Source organism: Archangium sp. (genome assembly GCF_036277355.1).
Taxonomy (GTDB): Bacteria; Myxococcota; Myxococcia; order Myxococcales; family Myxococcaceae; genus Archangium.
This window is the reverse complement of sequence record NZ_DASUNC010000005.1, coordinates 26,242-41,149: the sequence shown is the minus strand read 5'-3', so window position 1 is coordinate 41,149 and position 14,908 is coordinate 26,242. Positions and strand designations below refer to the sequence as shown.

The following is a 14,908-nucleotide window of genomic DNA, read 5'->3' as shown; positions in this document are numbered from 1 at the left end:
GAAGCTCCGAACTTAATCCCGGACTTCGGCCTCCACGGGCGCCTGGGCCAGCTCGCGGAGGATCCGGAGCAGCTGGCCGGGATCGATGGGCTTGACCAGGTGGAGATCGAACCCCGCCGCATGCGCCCGGTGGCGGTCGGAGTCCTGTCCGTACCCCGTGATGGCCACCAGCTTGATGCCCTTCAAGGAAGGCTCCTGGCGCAGCTTCGACGCGAGCTCGTAGCCATCCATCACCGGGAGGCCCACGTCCAGCAGCGCGATGTGGGGCTGGAACGCGCTGGCCGCCTCGAGCCCGCTGGGGCCATCCAGGGCCATCCGCGTCACGTACCCCTTCGAGCCCAGGAACTCGGTGAGCAGCTCGACGGCGTCGCGGTTGTCATCCACCAGGAGCAGCCGCAAGGAGCCGGGGTCTCCCTGGATGGTGGGGACCTCGGGCGGCGGGCTCCGATCCTCCCCCCCGGCACCGGCATGCTGCGGTGCGGCGAGCGGCAGGCGCACCACGAACTCACTCCCACGGCCCAGGCCCTCGCTGTGGACCGAGACGGTGCCCCCATGCAGCTCGACCAGACTGCGGACGATGGCCAGCCCGAGGCCGAGCCCTCCCTGGGACCGATCGATGGACCGGCCCTCCTGGACGAACATGTCGAAGACGCGCGGGAGGATGCCAGGCGCGATGCCCGCGCCATTGTCCCGGACCCGCACCACGGCCTGCTCGCCCTCCCCCACCGCGGTGACGACGATGCGCCCGCCGGGATCCGTGTATTTCGCCGCGTTGTTGAGCAGGTTCGCCAGCACCTGCGCGAGCCGGGCGGGATCCCCGTCCACCATGAGCGGTCCGGCCGGCGGGGGCAGCTCCAGGAAGTGCGCGCGCTGCTCCAACAGGGGGCTCGCCATCTCGGCGGCCTCGAGCAGCACGGCCATGAGATCGATGCGCGCCCGCTTGAGCTGCACCTTTCCCCGGGTGATGCGCGACACGTCGAGCAGATCATCCACGAGCCGGGTGAGGTGCTCCACCTGGCGCTCGATGATGGTCCGCTCCCGCTCGGAGGTGGAGCCGTCCTTCATCCGCATCAACTGGAGGGCGGTGACCATGGGCGAGAGCGGATTGCGCAGCTCATGGCCGAGCATCGCGAGGAACTCGTCCTTGCGGCGATCCGCCTCGCGCGCCTCCTGGTAGAGGCGGGCATTGTCGAGCGCCACGCCCGCGCGCAGCCCCAGCTCCTCGACGAGCTCCAGGGCCTCGGTGTCGTAGCGGCCCACCTCCTCGGCGCCCAGGACGATGGCCCCGAGCACCCGGCCCCGTGCCGCGATCGGAGCCAGCACCGAGTTGTTGGTGATGCAGGAGCGCGGCTCGCTCCACGTGGACAGCAGCGACAGGCCCTGCTCCCGCGCGAGCCCGGCCTTCACCGGCTCGCGGTGGACGGCCAGCGTCTTCGTCTCGTCGGCCCCCGAGGGGGTGCGCTCCACCATCTGGATGACGACCCAGTCGGCGAAGCCGGGCACCAGGAGGTTGGCCACCCAGGTGAGGGCCGCCTCCAGATCCAACGACGAGCCGAGCATCGCGCTGGCTTCCGACAGGAGATCCGCGCGCTGCTGCCGGGCCTCCGCCATGAGCCGGGCCCGCCGCTCGGCCTCCAGCAACCGGGCGCGATCACACGCCTGGGCCGCTTGATGGGCCAGGGCCTGGATGAAGGCGCGCTCGTCGTCCTCGAAGGGCCGGGGCTCGGGGAAGTTGAAGCCGAGCGCGCCCAGACACCGGTCATCCACCAGCAGGGGCACGGCGGCGTAGCAGCGCGGTTTGCCCCGGTAGTCATTGCTGAAGAGGCCCCGCTTCTGCCGGAAGGCCTCGGCGAGCGGCAGCTCCGCATCCACCGGAATGTACTCGTAGTCGCGCAGCATCGACTCGGGGTAGCCCACGGCGCGGATCATCCGCAGCCCGCTCCCGGTCTCGTCCGCCAGGAACATGCCCCCCGCGTGGGCGCCCATGGCGTCCAATCCCCAGGAGAGGATGACGTCCGCCACCTGGGCGAAGGTGTGCGTCCGCGACAGCCCATCCGAGACGGAGTGGAGCATCGACAGCACGGAGTTCACGCGCTGGAGGCGGCCCCGCTCCTCGGCGAGCTTCTGCCGCGCCCGTGCCTCCCGGCTCGACTGCAGCGCGAGCGCGGCCTGGTTGGCGATCAACCGCAGCAGATGCTGCTCGTGCGGCGTGGGAAAGTTCTCCCGCCAGGAGCCGGCGACGATCGTCCCGGGCTCTCCCAGGGGCGAGGCCGTGGCCAGGCGGACCGTGGTGCGGCCGAGGACGTTCGGCCGGGGCAGCTCGAAGGTGGGCGGCGGGCCCGGGTTCGCCTCACCGCCCGCGGCCAGGAGCGCCTCGCGGTCCAGGTCCGGAGGAAAGCAGCAGTCGAGGGGCCCCTCCGGCCCCTGGAGCTTCAGGAGCGCGACATCCAGACGCAGCCGGGACACGAGCAGCTCGAGGGTGCTCCGAGCGAGCTCCTCGGGCTCCCGCCCCTGCCAGGCGGAGGGCAGCTCGAACAGGGCGTGCAGGTCATTGAGCTGCCTGCGAAGCGCGAGCGCTTCCTGTTCGACGAGCTCCGACAGGCGGGAGTTGATGCGCTCCATGGCCAATGGCAGGCCTTCCTCGCTCAGGACCGCGGCGGGACGTAGAACGGATTCTCGGTGACGTCACCCATGGCCGTCCTCCTGTTGGATCAGCGCAGCCGTCACATGGAAAATACTATTTCCCGGATGCTTCGTTCCGAGGCATCCGGCGGGCCCGTCCGTTAGCGGACAGCTCCTCGCGAGGAGGACGTCCCTAGCTCACACTCTCGGCGCTGTAGCGGGCGATGAGGCCGGTGCGCACGGCGTAGCGGTAGACGCGGGTGAAGAACCAGCTCGCCAGCAGGATGTAGAGCACGGCGAGCCCCACGCCCCACAGCAGCGAGGTGCCCGAGAAGGGGCCGCCCGCGACGATCGTCCGCATGCCCTCGAAGACGTAGGAGGGTGGCAGCAGGTGCGAGATGGCCCGCATCCACTCGGGGAGCGTGGAGAGCGGATAGAAGACGCCCGCGAAGGGCGAGACCACGGCGGGAATGGGCCAGACGAACCACTCCGCGGACGGCCCGAGCCGGAGCACCACGGCGGCCCCGAAGATGCCCAGCGCGATGCCGAACAGGAAGAGCACCAGCAGGAACGGCACGAGCAGCAGACCGTAGGTGAGCAGGGACAGGCCGAACGCCGCGCCCGAGACCAGGACCATCACGATGAGCCCGATGGAGCTCGTCGCGATGCTGGAGAGCACGAGCCCGCCCACGTACTCGGTGATGGAGAGCGGCGTGGCGAAGACGTTGAGGAAGTTGCGCGACCACACGTCCTCGAAGAACGCCATGGTGACGCCCTGCATGACGCGGGTGAGGAAGTCCCAGAGGAGCACCGCGCCCAGCAGCGCGGGGACGAAGTCGAGCCCGGGCGCGGTGACGCTGTTGAGGTAGCGGGACATGAAGCCCCACAGCACCATGTCGATGGCCACCCACACGAAGAGCGGGAAGATGCGCGAGGGGCTCCCGCGGATGAGATAGAACTGGCGCAGGACGATGGCGGCGGCGCGGTTGAAGGCCATGGGGCTCAGACTCGCTCCAGCGCGAGCGGTTCCCGCGCCACGGTGATGAACAGCTCCTCCAGGGTCGCCTTGCCGTGCTCGCGCGGCAGGGCCTTGGGGTCCCCCTCGAGCAACACCTTCCCGCGCGACACGAAGAGGACGCGGTCGCACACCTCCTCCACCTCGTACATGTTGTGCGAGGTCCACAGCACGCCGCCCGTCCCCTGGGTGGTGAAGTCGCGGATGCGTGCGCGGATGTCCTGCGCCGTGGCGGGATCCAACGAGGCGGTGGGCTCGTCGAGCAGCAGCAGCTGCGGCCGGTTGAGCATGGCCTTGGCGAGGGCCACGCGCGTCTGCTCGCCCGAGGAGAGCACGCCGGATTTGGTGTGGCGGAAGCGGACGAGATCGAACTGGACGAGCAGCTCCTCGATGCGGGCGGAGAGCCCCTTCACGCCGTAGATGAGGCCGGAGACGCGCAGGTTCTGCTGCACGGTGAGGTTGCCGGGCAGGGGCGAGTAGACGGCGGCGAAGTTGGTGCGCTCGAGCGCCTGGGAGCGGCGCTTCGCCAGGTCCACGCCCTCGATGAGGATGGTCCCCGCGGTGGGCTCGAGGACGCCGAGGATCATGTTGATGGTGGTGGTCTTCCCGGCGCCATTGGGGCCGAGCAGCCCGACGATCTCCTTGCGGCCCACGTCGAACGAGATGCCGTCCACCGCGACGGTGGCGCCGTACTGCTTGCGCAGCGCCTGCACCGAGAGGACCCGTTCATGCGTCGTGGGCATGCGGCCTTCTACGCCACCTCCAGCACCCCAGGTGGGACATTTCGACAAAAATGGACATTTGAGACCAGACTGTATTTCTGGCACACAGGAGGACGTCGCTGGCGCCTCGTACGCCGCGTCATTTCACCCCTGACCCCCTGAGTGCCCGTGATTCGATCCAACACCTGGTACCTCCTGATGCCGCTGTGCGTGGGCATCACCGCCTGCACCGAGAGCCGGACCCCCGTGGATGCATCGTCCGTGGCCCCCGCGAAGAGCGCGGCGGCGCTGGCGATGGACACCGAACCGACCTTCGAGTCCTTCCCGGCTCCGAGCGAGCTCATGGAGCGGTTGCGCGCGAGCCTGCGCGATCCGGTGGACACGCCCGAGGAGACCCAGGCCCTCCAGGAGGTGGAGGCGGAGCTGGGCACGTTCACCTACGCGCGGCCCAGCACGCTGGTGGCGGTGGATCCCAGCGTGGAGGCGCCCATGGGGAACTCCTTCATCGAGGACGGTGAGTGGGCGGCCGCGCGCGTCAAGGCGCTCTACGGCGCGGACATGACGGTGAGCTGCCTCACCCGGCCCTGCATCCAGTACGGCGACTTCGACGCGGACGGCCGGCGCGACCTGGTGGTGCAGGTGGCCGACGACGCGAGCGACAAGTCGGGCGTCGCCTTCCTCATGGCGGATCAGACGCACGCCGTGCTCGGGGCGGGCCGGGCGAGCCCGCTCGGCGATGATCTGATCTGGATGGACAACTGGCAGGTGGTGTCGCGCTCGGATGGCAAGGGCGCCGCGGTGGTGCTGGGCGCGGCCTCGCAGTCGGCGCGGGCCGAGCTGTCGCTCACCCCCGGGCCCGGCGGCTCGCGCACGGTGACGTCCGCCTGGAGCTGCACGGCCTCCAGCCAGGTGCCGGTGATGACGGGCCCCAACACGCCGCGCGGCATCGTGACCCGCTCGGGCATCTACACCTCGACGGACGAGGCGTGGCAGGCCTTCGACTCCAACCCCAACGGCACGCAGTGGATCTCCGAGACGTGGACGAGCAACCCCGTGTGGATCGGCTACGAGTTCAGCGATGGGCCGCGGCAGATCACCCGGTACTCGCTGCGCTTCATCAACGGCACGCTCACGTCGCGCGCCCCGCGTGACTTCCAGCTGCAGGGCTCGAACGGCGGCGACACCTGGGTGACGGTGGACAGCCGCACCAACGAGATCAACTGGGGTGGCAACGAGGAGCGCCACTACACCGTGAGCACGCCGGGCTCCTACGGCAAGTACCGCCTGTACGTCACCGAGGACAACGACGCGCGCGCCCCCATCGTCGCCGTCTCCATGGGGAACATCACGCTCACCGGCGCCAACTGCGACGGCAGCGGCGGCCCGCTCCCGTAAGGCCCCACTCCCCTTCCCTCTTCTTCCTTCAGAGATCTCTCCATGAAGACTTCATTCTCTACCGCTGCCCGGGCGCGGCTCGCGGCCTGCATCATCCTGTCCGTGCTCTGCGTCTCGCTTCCGGCATGGGCGTGGAAGCCCATCACCCACGTCTACCTCGCGGAGAAGGCCCGCGCGGAGCTCATGGCGCAGAACGGCTCCATCTCGCTGAACCAGGTGGACTTCTACAACCGCCAGCAGGCGGGCCTCATCGGCACCTACGCGGTGTCCAGCAGCATCTACCAGGCGCTGCGTGACTACCCGGCGTACTACCGCGCGGGCGTGCTGGGTCCGGATGCCTACCCGGACCTGCTCTTCGGCCAGAGCGTCATCCACCCGGCCCGCGAGGACAGCGGCAGCGACTCGGATCCCTGGATGCGCCACCTCTACACCCGGGCGAGCACCCCGCAGCAGCGCGCCTTCGTGATGGGCTTCCTCTCGCACGCGGCCGGCGACATGTTCGGCCACACCTTCATCAACCACTACGCGCGCGGGCCCTTCAACTTCGCGGACGGCAACGCCAAGAGGCACGTCGTCGCCGAGGGCCACGTGGGCCGCCGCACCCCCGCCCTGAGCGACTACTCCATCGACACCTCGGCGGTGAACACCTTCATCTACGACAACATGATCGACGCCCGGCGCTCGCGGGATGGCAGCTGGAGCAACGACGTCTGGAAGCTCACCCGGAACACCCAGTCCGCCAGCCTGCCGCGCCTCTTCACGGAGCTGCGCGCCGGCCTCGAGGACAAGATCGACGGCTACTACGAGCACGTCCGCTGGCTGAAGCAGAAGTACAAGGAGAACGCGGACCGGTGCACCTGGTACCGCCCCGGCGCCTGCCTCAAGGCCGCCTATTACAAGGCGCTCCTCATCGCCTACAACGTCATCGCCGGTCTGCCCGTCTATTACATGGAGGCCTGGGTCCGGGACATCAACCGCGGCCTGAAGGCCTGGCCGGCCGCCAGCACCGACGTGGCGCGCGCCTTGTTCATGCAGACCAACCACAAGGCCGACATCGATACGGCCAAGGCCGTCGTGGGCACCTACAAGCAGCGCTACCTCTGCTCGATGATGGGTGCGCCGGATGCCATCTGCACCCTCTCCGCCATCATCGAGAACATCATCTCCGCCATCACCTTCAAGATCGATCTGTTCAAGGCCCTCAAGGAGGCCATCCTCAACTACGTGGTGAAGAAGGCCACGGGTGAAGAGCTCGACTACTGGAAGACGCTCATGGATCCGGAGCCCTACCAGGTGGACCAGGAGGTACCCGCCAATCCCGCGAACACGCCCTACTCCAGCCAGCAGTTGGATCAGCTGATGTGGGTCAACGGTGCCGGGCACTTCGACATGTTCCGGTTCGCCCCGGCCTACAACACGTACGCCGCCATCAAGATGTCCTTCCTCGACACGCGGCCCCAGTGGCAGTCGGTGCTCGGCGCGGTGGGCTCGAGCCCCTCGGACGCGATGATGAACGGCTATGACGCGCCCAACGGCTTCAACGGCCAGTTCCTGCTCGGCTTCATCCGCTCCATGGACTGGGACAACCAGTTCGCGGTGCCCAAGAAGATGTTCATCGCGCAGGACTGCATGCTGTACACGCGCTTCTTCATGCAGCAGACGGGTGACCTCTACGACAACAACACGGGCGACGCGGTGGAGGATGCCCTGCGGCTCAACCAGCTCAAGGCGTGGTGCGGCGTGGGCGGCAACAAGCTCACCTACAACGCGAGCGCCACGGGCAGCAGCACCGCCAACTTCGTCACCCGGAACATCCCCCTGATGGCCGGCGAGACGATCACGCTGGGCACCTGCGGCGTGGCGGGCGCCTCGGGCACCGGAGACACCTACCTGCGGCTGTTCTCGCCCTGGGGCACGGAGGTGGTGGCCAACGACGACGCGTGCGGCGGGGCCCTGTCCAACTTCGCCTATACCGTCCCGGCGGGGGCCAGCGGCACGTACCAGCTGCGCGCCGGTTGCTGGTCCAGCACCAGCTGCGGCGGCACGGCGGTGTGGAACATCCGCGGCTCGTTCTCCTACAGCGCGAGCAACACCAGCAGCGCCACCGTCAACACCAGCAACCGCGATCTCTCCCTGGTGGAGGGCCAGCGCCTCAAGGTGGGCACCTGCGACGTGACGGGGGCCTCGGGCACCGGAGACACCTACCTGCGGCTGTTCACCGCGGCGGGCGCGCAGGTGACCTACAACGACGACGCGTGCGGTGGGCTCCTCTCCACCTTCGAGTACGTCGTCCCGTGGGGCACCAACGGCACGCACCAGCTGCGCGCCGGCTGCTGGTCGAGCAACAGCTGCAACGGCACGGTGAGCTACCTCCTCACCGACGCGTCCCTCTGAGTCTCGTCAGCGCGCCGCCGGGATGGCGGTTCAGGCCGTCCCGGCCCGGCTCCGCTCCACCCAGGCGTCCACCCGCCGCTCGAGGATGTCCAGGGGGAGCGAGCCGTCGAGCCACTCGCGCTCCATCAACGCGTGGAGCTCCGGCTCGGGTCCCTTCATGGGTTCTACTTTCTCTTGGCGGGAAGCTCGTTGAGCACGAGCCAGTACATGCCCAGCTGCCGCACGGACTCGAAGAAGTCGGTGACGTCCACGGGCTTGTGGACGAAGCTGTTGACGCCGAGCTGGTAGCCCTCCACCAGATCCCGCTCCTCCTTGGACGAGGTGAGGATGACCACGGGCAGGGTCCGCGTCCGCTCGTCGGAGCGGATGCGCCGCAGCACCTCCAGGCCGTCGATGCGCGGCAGGTGCAGATCCAGCAGGACGATCTGGGGCTGGATCTCCGGATCCCTGTTCGCGTGCCGGCCCTGGATGAAGAGGTAGTCCAGCGCCTCCGCTCCATCCCGGACGACGATCACGGGGTTGTGGATGTTGCTCTTGCGGAACGCCCGGAGGGTGATCAGCTCGTCATCTTCGTTGTCCTCGACGAGCAGGATGACGCGCTGGTTCGGATGAGTCATGAGACGCTCTCCTCGTGGAGGGTGAAGTAGAAGGTGGCACCCTCCCCGACCCGGCCCTCGCCCCAGACCCGGCCCGCATGGCGGCGGATGATGCGTTGCACGGTGGCCAGTCCCACCCCATGGCCTTCGAACTCCTGTTGCGTGTGCAGCCGCTGGAAGACGCCGAAGAGCTTCTTCTGGTACTCCATATCGAACCCCGCGCCGTTGTCCCGGACGAAGTAGATGTGTCCCTTCCCCGTCCGCGGCAACGTGCCGAACTCGATCTCCGCCACCGGCGTGTCACGGGTGAACTTCCAGGCGTTGCCCATCAGGTTCTCCAGCACCAGGAGCAGCAGCTGCGCGTCCCCGCGGGCCACCAGGCCCTCCTGGATGCGGAAGTTCACGGTGCGCCCGGGCTTCCAGCGTTGGATCTGCTCGGAGATGGAGCGCGCCATGTCGGACAGGGGGACGTCCTTCACCACGAGCTCGGCGCGGTTGACCCGGGAGAGCGCGAGGATGCCGTCGATGAGCTCGGCCATGCGATGGGCCGAGGCGCGGATGCGCTGCAGGTATTGCTGGCCGGTGGCGTCGAGCTGCCCGGCACAGTCCTCGGTCAGGGCGAGGCTGAAGCTGGAGATGCTGCGCAGGGGCGCGCGCAGATCATGCGCGACGGAATAGGCGAAGGCCTCCAGCTCGCGGTTGGAGAACTCGAGCTGGGCGGTGCGCTCGGCGATGCGGCGCTCCAGCTCCGCGTTGAGCCGGCGCACCTGCTCCTCGGCCTCGCGGCGCCGGGTGATGTCCACGACGATGGCCAGCGAGCCCGTGTACTGGCCATTGCTGTCGTCATGGACGGGACATGCCGAGACCTTGGTCCAGAGGAACGTCCCGTCCTTGCGCACGAACTTGAAGTCATCCAGGAGGGAGTTCAGGCCCTGGCGCTGTTGCCGCTCGATCGCCTGGAGGGCCTGGCCGTGGTCCGCCGGATCGACGAACTCGAGGACGTGCCTTCCCACCATCTCCTCGGGTGAGTAGCCGAGCATGCCGGCCGCGTGGCGGTTGACGTAGGTGGTGCGGCTCTGCGCGTCGAGCGTCCAGAGGCCCTCCTGGGCGGCCTCCACGATGCGCTGGAAGCGCTGCTCGGTGCGGCGCCGCTCGGCCTCGGCCCGGCGTTCGATCTCGGTATCGCGCAGGATGAGGATGGCGCCCAGGAGCTGGCCCTCGCCGTCGCGCACGGGCCAGGCGCGCGCGAGGAAGTGCCGGCCCTCCGGAATGATGGCGTTGCGGACGAAGATCTCCTGATCAGCCGCCTGTTCCCCCTGGAGGGCGCGGTAGAGCGGGAGCTTCTCGGAGGGGAACAGCGTCTCGGAGTCCGGGTAGAAGACGCCGTACCGCTCGCTCCATTCCTCCGGGCGGGCGTCCGCCAACCCGATGCCGAGGATCTGCTGGACCCGCACGTTCATGTAGAGCGGGTGGCCCTTCGGATCGACGATGCCCAGCCCCTCGGAGGAGTTGTCGAGGAAGGCGCGCAGCAGGGGCTGGTGCTGCACCTGGAAGATGCTGTCAGCGAGCGCCTGGAGGGGGGGATTCTGCGGAGACGGAGCGGTCATGGGGAGGGGCCAGGAGCCTCCCCCATGTAGGGCTCGGCGGGGTCGTCATGAGGGGGGGCGGGCGTGTGAAAGCGTACAGACTTTCACGATCCCGAGCCATCCTCTGAACGGACGCCGGACTCACTGGCAGGTGGCGGTTTCCAGCTTCACCCGGACCGTCTCCGTCCACCACGGAGAGAGCAGACCCGACCGGCACTTCCAGTAGGGACCATTCTCCACGCAGGACAGGTCGCACGGCCCCAGCGTGACCAGGCCGCACAGGGGCGCATCGTCGCAGATGCGCTTCTCGAGCAGGGGCAGCCCCAGCAGGCCACAGGATTGGGGCAGCAAGGACTCCCAGCACACGTACACGTTGAACGCGGGCAGGAGTCCCAACAGGGGCGCGGTGGACGAGAACAGATCGCCGAAGACGGTGGACTCCTCGATGGCGTACTGCGCGTCATAGGACGTGTTGCGCGTGATGGCGGAGTGAGGGCCCTCGAGGAGGATGGGGACGGAGGCCCCGTAGTAGTTCAGCCGCTGGACCATGCACGCCGTCACATACCGGCGGCCCGCGGTGTCCAGGACCCCGCTGGACCACGAGGGGGCCAGCCCCCACCACCCGGTGTAGAGCTCGTCCGTCACGGGATCCCTCACGGACTGCTCGGGCGTGAGGGCACACTCGACGGCCGAGCGGAGCACGTGCCGGCATGACGCGGAGACCTGGCTCAGCGGGATGCCTGGCAGCAACCCCGCGCCCTGATCGAGGGCGGCGGCGCCCAGGGTCCTGAGCGCCTGTTGGGAGCCCGGAGCCCAGAAGCAGGATGGGGTCGTGCCATTCAGTCCCTTGGGCGGATCGCGCTCGTCGCCCAACAGTGTCTGGCCGGCGGCCGGGAGTGGATGACCCTGCTCGAGGCCCTCCTCGGTGCTGCCACAGCCAGCGAGGCCGGCCATGAGGACGAGCAGGGACAGAAGGTGGGTGCGTTTCATCTGCATGGGGTTCTCCGGGTTCGACAACGTGTATGTCTTTGTTTCAACGGAGGGAGGCCTTGGCCTCGCGCAGGAGGCGCTGGCACTCCCTGGACAAGGGCGGACTCATCTGGCCCGCCGCCTTGCAGGTCAGGTCGGCGCGCGTCGTGCTCACCGCACTCACCCTGCGCATCGCGGCCCGTGCCTTCCGCAGCGCCAGCTCCGGCTCCCGTCCCTGGCGCCGCTCGTTCTCGGCTTCGAGGAGGCGATCCAGGACCAACTCCCTCAGCAGCCGGGAGTCCTCCGGCGATTCTCCGGCGGCGGCATGGATCACCTCGACGGCGGCCACCAATGAGGAATGAGCATCCCGGCCGAGCACGAGAGCGTGGTGGGCACGAAGCCGGTGCGCGCGCGCCTTCCAGAGCGCCACGACCGAGGCGCTGGAGCCCGTCCGCTCGAGCAGGGCCACCGCATGGGAGAGCGCCTGGAACGCCTCGGGCGCCTCGCGCTCCCGGGAGATCTCCGCTTCGAGCCGGACCCTCGCGGCCTCCAGCAGGCCGCCCACGGGCAGCGCGAATGCCGGATCGATCGCCAGGGCCCGTTCGTACTGGCGCACCGCCGTGTCCAGCAGCGGTGCCGCCTCCCCTCCCCGCGCGAGCACCCTCCTGGCATCCTCGAGATACGCCTCCCCCAACTCGTTGTGCGCCCAGGTGAAACCCGGCTCCAGGGCGATGACCGCCTGGTAGGCCGCGATGGCCTGCTCCATGGAGGCCTCGCGGCCCAGCTTGTAGAGCAGGGAGGTTCGAAGGAAGTGGGCCTGGGCCACCGCGTAATGGGCCATGACCTCCTGGGGGAGCACCCGCCGTCCCGCCTCGGCGGCCTCGAGTGCCTCCTCCACCCGGCGGATCCCCTCCTCCGAGGCGTCGTCACTCCGCACATGCACCCGCGCCAGCAGCACCAGGGCCCGCCGCACCAGGGCCTCGCCATTCCTCGAGCTCGCGCTCACCGCGCGGTCGCACGCCGCCTGGGCGGCATCGAAAGCCGGGTCGGGCGGCAGGTCCTTCGAGGCATCCGCCCACCCCCGCTTCTCCCACAGCTCGCACTGGGCCAGGTGGATGGCCGGCTCGCTGCGGCCCACCTCCGCCGCTTCCCGGTAGGCCTCCGCCGCCCGCTCGAAGTAGCCCTTCATCTTCTCGTGGTCGAACGCCGCGTCATGCCGGTACCTGCTGCCCTCGGCGAACAGCGCGTCCCCCTCGAGCTTCTTCGGCTCGTACATCCACGGGGCCTGGGTGAAGGCCGCCCTCGCCTTCGCGATCGCCTCCTCGTGGCGGCCCTCGTACAGGGCGATCAACCCCTCCACGTACTCGGGCACCTCGAGCCTCGCCCCCATCGCCGCCCGCAGGTGCTGGAGCGCGGGCTCGCGCAGCTCCTGGTCGAGCTGCGCCACCTTCTTCTGGCGCTCGCCCGGGTGGGTGATGCGCCGGGTGTCCTCCAGGGCGCGCCGGTAGAGCTCGCCGAGCGCCCGCCCCAGTGCGTACCCGAGGCTCGCCGGCGAGTACCCGGCCGCGCGCGCCTGCTCCAGGTGCTCCCGGGCCCGCGCGGGCTCGCCGAGCGCGAGGTACCCCTGCCCGAGCGCGTAGTGTCCGGGTCCCCTTCCCGCCTCGCCCAGGGCGTCCATGTGCCGGGAGATCTCCTCGAGCCGGGCGCGCACCACGTCCCGCTCCCGCTCCACGTCATGCAGGGGCAGCCCGTACGCCGCGCGGAGGAACCACTCCATCTCCTTCACGCTCTCGCCCAGCTCCCGCGCCAGCCGGGCCTGCTCCGCCGCGTGCCGCTGGCTCCCCACCCAGACGGCGCCCAGCGCGAGCGCGCCCAGCACGAGCGCTCCCAGGCTCACCGTGAGCAGCTTGTGCCGCAGCGCCTTCTTCCACAGCCGGTATCCCCAGGAGGCCCGCTTCGCGTGGATCCGCTCTCCGTCCAGGACGCGCCGCAGCTCCTCCGCGAGCGCCCGCGCCGAGTCATAGCGGCGCCCCGGCTCCCGCTCGAGGCACTTCATGACGATGAGCTCGAGATCCTTCGGGACGCCCGGCTTCACCTGCCCCAGGGGCGGCGGATCCTCCAGCGCCGACATCAGGAGCAACTTCCACGGGTGCTCCGAGACGAAGGGCGGCCGCCCGGCGATCACGTCGTACAGCGTCGCGCCCAGGGAGTACACGTCCGAGCGGCGATCCAACTGGTGCACGTCCCCATTGGCCTGCTCCGGTGACATGTAGGCCGGCGTCCCGAGCACCTCGCCCGTCTGGGTCTGCCCCCGCTGCGCGACCTCGCGCGCCAGCCCGAAGTCCACGACGTACGGCTTCCACGTGCCGTTCTCGCACCGCTCCACGAGGATGTTCCCCGGCTTGAGATCCCTGTGGATCATCCCCTCCCGGTGCGCCTCGTGCACCGCCAGGGCGACCTGCTCCAGCAGCTTCACCTTCTGCTCGAGCGTCAGGTGCTCGCTCACGCGCGACAGCGGCTCACCGTTGATGTACTGCATCACGATGTACGGCTCGCCATCCGCCAGCCCGGCCTCGTAGACACAGCACACGTGCTCGTGCTGGATGCGTGCCTGGGCCCGGGCCTCCGCGATGAACCTCCGGTACAGCGACGGCTCCCCGCTCTTGAGCAGCTTGAGCGCGATGGGCCGGCCGAGCTGGGGATCCACGGCCCGGTAGACGGTCCCCATCGCGCCTTCGCCAGCGAACCGCAGGTCCGGGTACCGCGCCGCCAGGGACGGAGGGATCCTCCTGCGCTCGATGGACGGCTCCCTCCCGTCCTTCATCAAGGTCGGGGCAAGTCCGGGCTCGCTCTGGAGATCCTTCGTCCACATGGGGATCCCCAGAGTTAGGCCATCGCCTCACGGGATGCCCATGAGATCTATGTTGAATTGACAGGAACTCTGGAATTTTACTAAATTGGAAGATCTTTGGCGTTGGCCGCCGGAGAGCGATCCAGGCGCTCCAGCAGCCGCACCAGCTCCGCCACCGAGTCCACGGCCAGCTTGTCCATGACGCGGCCGCGCTGCAGGCGCACCGTCTGCTCGGCGGTGCCCAGCTCGGCGGCGATCTGCTTGTTGAGCAGCCCGCGGGCCACCATCCGGCACACCTGCCACTCGCGGGGAGACAGGGAGGCGAAGCGGGCCCGCAGCGCCTCGAGCTCCTGCTCGGCGGCGGCCGCCGCGCGATCCTGCGCCAGCGCCCGCTCCACCGCGGCCAGCAGCTCCCCGGTGCTGAAGGGCTTGGGCAGGAAGTCCACGGCGCCGGCCTTCATCGCCTTCACCGCCGCCGGCACGTCCCCATGCCCGCTGATGAAGATGATGGGGTGCAGCCACCCCACGCGCCGCAGCTCCTCCTGCAGCTCCAACCCGTTGAGCTCCGGCATGCGCAGGTCCATCACCACGCACCCCGGGCGCCTGCCGGGTCCGTGCGCCAGCATCTGCCGCGGATGGGCGAAGCCCTCCACCGCGTACCCCTCCACCTGGAACATGCGCGTGAGGCTGCGCAGCACCGAGGGATCATCATCCACGACGAACACCGTGGGAGGCGATGGAATCGACGTGCCGTCCAA

The 14,908-nt window shown here is 69.2% G+C and carries 11 protein-coding genes; 2 read left to right on the top strand and 9 right to left on the bottom strand.

From position 1 onward, the window contains the following. Positions 1-12: 12 nt before the first annotated feature. From VFZ09_RS00875 to VFZ09_RS00865, 3 genes are all read right to left on the bottom strand, one after another. Positions 13-2,622, bottom strand: coding sequence for a hybrid sensor histidine kinase/response regulator (locus VFZ09_RS00875; protein WP_329725514.1), 2,610 nt, complete (start codon positions 2,620-2,622; stop codon positions 13-15). A 193-nt stretch (positions 2,623-2,815) separates the two neighbouring features. Beyond that, complete coding sequence (locus tag VFZ09_RS00870; protein ID WP_329725513.1) at positions 2,816-3,619, bottom strand: ABC transporter permease; 804 nt, start codon at positions 3,617-3,619, stop codon at positions 2,816-2,818. Between the two features lie 5 nt (positions 3,620-3,624). Beyond that, complete coding sequence (locus VFZ09_RS00865; RefSeq protein WP_329725512.1) at positions 3,625-4,380, bottom strand: ABC transporter ATP-binding protein; 756 nt, start codon at positions 4,378-4,380, stop codon at positions 3,625-3,627. Between the two features lie 147 nt (positions 4,381-4,527). Between VFZ09_RS00865 and VFZ09_RS00860 the strand changes: the two genes are divergently transcribed. Together VFZ09_RS00860 and VFZ09_RS00855 are read left to right on the top strand one after the other, a co-directional pair. Beyond that, positions 4,528-5,754, top strand: coding sequence for a discoidin domain-containing protein (locus VFZ09_RS00860; RefSeq protein ID WP_329725511.1), 1,227 nt, complete (start codon positions 4,528-4,530; stop codon positions 5,752-5,754). A 42-nt stretch (positions 5,755-5,796) separates the two neighbouring features. Beyond that, positions 5,797-8,148: a hypothetical protein gene (locus VFZ09_RS00855; RefSeq protein ID WP_329725510.1), complete on the top strand. Its 2,352-nt coding sequence runs from the start codon at positions 5,797-5,799 to the stop codon at positions 8,146-8,148. A 30-nt stretch (positions 8,149-8,178) separates the two neighbouring features. On the opposite strand, the gene VFZ09_RS00850 is transcribed toward VFZ09_RS00855, so the two are convergent. The 6 genes from VFZ09_RS00850 to VFZ09_RS00825 form a co-directional block, all read right to left on the bottom strand. Further along, entirely contained in the window at positions 8,179-8,307 is a 129-nt protein-coding gene (locus VFZ09_RS00850) for a hypothetical protein (RefSeq protein ID WP_329725509.1), read from the bottom strand. Between the two features lie 5 nt (positions 8,308-8,312). Further along, positions 8,313-8,765, bottom strand: coding sequence for a response regulator (locus VFZ09_RS00845; protein ID WP_329725508.1), 453 nt, complete (start codon positions 8,763-8,765; stop codon positions 8,313-8,315). Beyond that, a complete protein-coding gene (locus VFZ09_RS00840) occupies positions 8,762-10,351 on the bottom strand; it encodes a PAS domain S-box protein (RefSeq protein WP_329725507.1) in 1,590 nt (529 codons plus the stop codon). Before VFZ09_RS00840 ends, VFZ09_RS00845 begins: the two co-directional genes overlap by 4 nt. Before the next feature lie 120 nt (positions 10,352-10,471). Then, positions 10,472-11,326, bottom strand: a complete 855-nt coding sequence (locus VFZ09_RS00835; RefSeq protein ID WP_329725506.1) for a hypothetical protein — start codon at positions 11,324-11,326, stop codon at positions 10,472-10,474. Positions 11,327-11,363: 37 nt separating this feature from the next. Then, positions 11,364-14,171, bottom strand: coding sequence for a protein kinase domain-containing protein (locus VFZ09_RS00830; protein WP_329725505.1), 2,808 nt, complete (start codon positions 14,169-14,171; stop codon positions 11,364-11,366). A gap of 80 nt (positions 14,172-14,251) precedes the next feature. Next, positions 14,252-14,908 (bottom strand): response regulator transcription factor, encoded by a 657-nt coding sequence (locus tag VFZ09_RS00825; protein ID WP_329725504.1) that lies wholly within the window; start codon positions 14,906-14,908, stop codon positions 14,252-14,254.